6 protein-coding genes are annotated in these 3,971 nt (G+C 64.0%); 2 read left to right on the plus strand and 4 right to left on the minus strand.

What is annotated here, in order from left to right:
- The 3 genes from VNW74_RS29305 to VNW74_RS29315 form a co-directional block, all read right to left on the minus strand.
- The coding region (locus VNW74_RS29305; protein ID WP_325683437.1) for a hypothetical protein at positions 1-376 on the minus strand (376 nt) is incomplete at its 3' end.
- Between the two features lie 8 nt (positions 377-384).
- Positions 385-1,029 (minus strand): TetR/AcrR family transcriptional regulator, encoded by a 645-nt coding sequence (locus VNW74_RS29310; protein ID WP_325683439.1) that lies wholly within the window; start codon positions 1,027-1,029, stop codon positions 385-387.
- A 74-nt stretch (positions 1,030-1,103) separates the two neighbouring features.
- Positions 1,104-1,730 carry a TetR/AcrR family transcriptional regulator gene (locus VNW74_RS29315; RefSeq protein ID WP_325683441.1) on the minus strand — a complete coding sequence of 209 codons (627 nt, stop codon included), beginning with the start codon at positions 1,728-1,730 and terminating at the stop codon, positions 1,104-1,106.
- Positions 1,731-1,785: 55 nt separating this feature from the next.
- Here VNW74_RS29315 and VNW74_RS29320 point away from each other — a divergent pair, with 55 nt between their 5' ends.
- Both VNW74_RS29320 and VNW74_RS29325 read left to right on the plus strand, forming a co-directional pair.
- Positions 1,786-2,628, plus strand: a complete 843-nt coding sequence (locus VNW74_RS29320) for a hypothetical protein (RefSeq protein WP_325683443.1) — start codon at positions 1,786-1,788, stop codon at positions 2,626-2,628.
- Complete coding sequence (locus VNW74_RS29325) at positions 2,628-3,368, plus strand: hypothetical protein (RefSeq protein ID WP_325683445.1); 741 nt, start codon at positions 2,628-2,630, stop codon at positions 3,366-3,368. The genes VNW74_RS29320 and VNW74_RS29325 overlap by 1 nt, the downstream gene beginning before the upstream one ends.
- A gap of 20 nt (positions 3,369-3,388) precedes the next feature.
- Here VNW74_RS29325 and VNW74_RS29330 read toward each other — a convergent pair.
- Positions 3,389-3,971, minus strand: a 583-nt coding sequence (locus tag VNW74_RS29330; RefSeq protein WP_325683447.1) for an SDR family NAD(P)-dependent oxidoreductase, incomplete at its 5' end; no start/stop codon positions are given.

The raw sequence follows: 3,971 nt of genomic DNA on the forward strand, positions 1-3,971 counted from the left end.
CCACCGGGTTGCCCGGCGAAACCACGGCCGCCGATCCATCGGCCACACGCGCGCTGCCGCTGTTGCTCGTGATCAGAATCTGTCCATTGATCGGCAGGCACACCGCGATGAGCGGATAGCGCGACGAGCGCACCGTCGAAGTCGAAATCTCCAAGCTACCCAGAGTCAGGTTGGGCAGCTTGCAGGTGGCCACCGCCATGCGCAAAGCCTTGGTGCCCGGATCGGGCAGGACGGTGACGGCGCTGTATGCCTGGCTCAGCGCGTCGGTGGCGGCGTCGACATCGTCGGCCCACAATCGTTGCAGCGCAGGCCAGCTCGGTTCGGGGGGTGTCGGTCGGTAGTCCAGCAATTGGGTGCTGCCATGTTGATGATCCATCAGCTACCTCACTTTCCAGATGGCTCACGCGGTAGGCCCAGAACGGGCGGCGGCTGGTGGTCACGTACCGGGCTGATCGGCGAAAGTCGGCTGCGATTGGCGGTGAGCATGTCGATGATCAGGTCCAGGTAGCGATGCCATCCATCGGATCCCGCCTCGAACGAGGGAAGCGTGCCCACCAGCATCAGCACGATCCGCGGCACGTCTTCGGGAGCGAGGTCGTCGCGGAACACGCCGTCGTCTTGCCCACGCCGCACGATCGCGGTGAGGGGCTCAAAAAATCGGTGAGCCAGATCCATCGTCATCAACCCGCTGCTCATCGCTGCGGCCATCGTGTTGGGGTCGCCGGCGATAAACGACACCGCGCCCCGCAGGGCGGCGCGCAGTGCGTCGCGGACATCGACTTCGTACTGTGCGCTCTCCAGTGCGGCACCCACCACCTCGTCGAAACGACGATCGAGCACCACCCGCAACAACGCGTCCTTGGTGGGAAAGCGCCGATACACCGTGGCCACGCCGACGCCGGCTTCGGCAGCGATATCCTCCATCGCCGCTTGCGGACCGGCGCTGGCAAATACCCGCTGCGCGGAGGCGATGATGCGCGCCGCATTGCGCACCGCGTCGGTGCGCAGGGGACGCTCGCGTGTGGGCATCGTCACATCATACGCTAAGTGATAGTTATCTATCAAATATTTCTGCGCCCAGATCCAGACGTCGCGACCGTGCTCTACGTGCACCCGTTCGAGCTGGGGATATAGCGGGCGGCGCCGACCAGCATCCGGACCATCTCCGCCACAAGGCGATTCCCAGCACCGTCGAACAGCTCGTCTTCCAGCATCGTCACCGCCGCCACCATCACCGCAGCGATGCGTACCGACAGTTTCGGATCGAACACCAAGCCGTGGGTCTCGGCGATGACCGTGCCCATCTTCTCCAGCTTTGCCAATACCGGTTGAGTGCGGGCTGTCAACGATCCCGACGAGGCCAGCGCCGCGACGAGTTGACGGTTCTGGCGGACCAGGTCGTGAAGGTCTTCGACAAACTGTTGCAACACCTCTTCGGGTTTGCCGCCCGGCGTGGGAGCCGCCAGCCAACGAGCCGTGTATTCGGAGATGAAGTCGTCGAATGGTTCGAGCACCGCGGCGTCGAACAATGCCTGCTTGGTGGGGTAGATGCGAAAGATCACCGGTTCGGCCACTTCGGCCCGACGTGCGATCTCGCGGGTGGTGGCGTTCCCGTAGCCCCGCTCGGCGAACAACGCGACGGCGGCGGACTGGATGCGCGAGCGCACCTCGGCGGAGCTTCGCCGCGGGCGCCGCTTCGTTAATGCAGCCGGAGCCTTGTTCGTCCCCATTCCACGATGCTACGGTAGTGAGCGTTCACTCTCTAGAGGCTCGGGAGATAGCGCTATGGATTCCGACATCCCAGTACCATCCGACGTACCGATGCCCCAAACGGCCCAGACCGTGCTGATCGTGGCGATGACCGTGATGGCCGTGCTCAGCCTGGGTTATGCGATATACGCGTCCGTCCGGCGTCGAGACCTGGTGCACCTCTGGTTGTTGCTCGGCGCCGGCCTGGCCATTCCGTACGAAGCGCTGGGCGACAACCTGGTGCACGTGTACTACACCGAGCGCGGCCAGATCGGCTGGATCACCACATTCGGGCACAGCATCCCGGCCTTCATTGGAATCCTGTACTTCTGGTATCTGCCCATCTACGGGTACCTGATGATTCGTCGTGCTCACACGGGAGTGTCGGCGCGCCGATTCTGGCTTGAATGGTCGGGCTTCCTGAGCTTCGCCATCTTCTTCGAAATGCTCGTCACCAGCGTTGGCGGACCCACCTGGATCTACTACGGCCCGCAGGCGTTCAAGCTGGGGGATGTTCCGGTCCTGACGCCATTCACCTACGTGTCCTTCATGGTGGCAATCGCCGGCGCGTTCTGTGCGCTGCAACGCCTCTTGCCCCGGGGCCGGCAGTGGCTGATCGTCCCTGCGGTCCCCATGGTGATGGCCGGTTCCCACGCGATGACCTCGCTGCCACTGGCGGTGGCGCTGCACAGCGGAACCACGAACACCGCCTACATTGCCATCGGCGCAATCGGAACCGCTTTGTTTGCCGTCGTGCTCGCCTACGTCGTCAGCCTCGGCGTGCGCAATCCATGGGCGCGAGGGATAGCGCCATCGCCGACTGAGGCAGACGTAAGCGATCGTTCACAGGCCATCCTCGACTCGCTGGGATCCCGCTGATGTACGACGGACGACAGACCCTGACCGCCATTGACAACCACATGGTCTGGATCTTGGCCCTGTGCGCGCTGGCGATGCTATGCAACTACACCTGGTTCTTCGTTTCCCTCGTGATCGCGCGGCGCGAGAAGGTGTACTCGATCCCGATCTTCTGCACCCTGTTCTGGTTCGCCGGCGATGGCTCGTTCGTGGCTCGATACGACACCTGGTTCCACACGTATCACCACTGGTATGTCGAATTATTCTGGGTCGCATTGGTGTTCACCGTCACGTTCGAGGTCGCCTACATCGTGCAGGCGATCCAATACGGCAGGACGGAGCTGCTGCCGTCATCGACTCCGCGCCAGTTCGCGGCGCTGATGGTGGCCGGGGCTGCCGCAGCGGTCATCGTCTGGAATTTCCTCAACCACTCGATGGGTGACCCCATCGCGATCGCCTACTTCTCCGCCGCAAACACCGCCCTGCCGTTGATGTACGTCGGCATCCTGATGCGGCGCCGCAGCAGCGCCGGAACCGCCCCAATTGTGTGGTGGGCCTACCTCGGGATGATCACCTTCTGGTTCCTGGCCCTCACACTGTTTTTCGGCCCGGAATTTCGCTCGTTCTGGTACCTCGCGATGTGGGCTGTCTGCACCGTCGGAGGCGTTGGTGTGCTGGTCGCGGTCATCCGGTTGCCGAAGACGCCGCTCCCGCAACCGGCGGCCGCACCGGCGACCCGCGGTGCTCCGCTCGTGCGCTGAACGCCTCGCGGCTGCATCGCTTAGCCCATCATCGTGCGGCAGATCCGAAACCAGATTCGGCGAGGCAGGTGGGCACTGACCCAGGCGAAGGCCGCAGCCTGCGGAAGGGGAACCACCTTTCGCTTGCCGGCGCGCAGGGCGCTGATACCCGCTTTCGCACAGTCTTCGGCGGTTGCGGTCATGAATGCGGGCTGACGATCAGCCTGGCCTGGCGCATCGGCCACCTCCGCGAACTCGGTGGCGACGCTGGCCGGAGCGAGCACCGACACACCGACCCCGGCCGGCTTGAGTTCGTAGTGCAGAGATTCGCCCAGCGAGGTGACAGCCGCCTTCGTGGCGGAGTACGGCGCGAAGTAAGGCATCGGCTGGTTGCCGGCCATCGAGGAGACCAGAAGCACCGACCCGCGTCCACGGCTGACCATCGGCGGTGTCAGGGCTCGGACGAGCGCCATGGTGCCCTCGACATTGGTGCGCACCATGCTGATCAACCGCTCGGGGTCGTGATCGAGATATGGACCGATCATCCCGAACCCGGTACACAGGATCAGTACGTCGAGTTGGTGACCCAACGCGCTCAGTTCCGCCAGCATCCGGTCGCGGTCG

Origin of the sequence: Mycobacterium sp., assembly GCF_035570115.1 — a bacterium.
In the GTDB taxonomy this organism is placed as follows: domain Bacteria; phylum Actinomycetota; class Actinomycetes; order Mycobacteriales; family Mycobacteriaceae; genus Mycobacterium.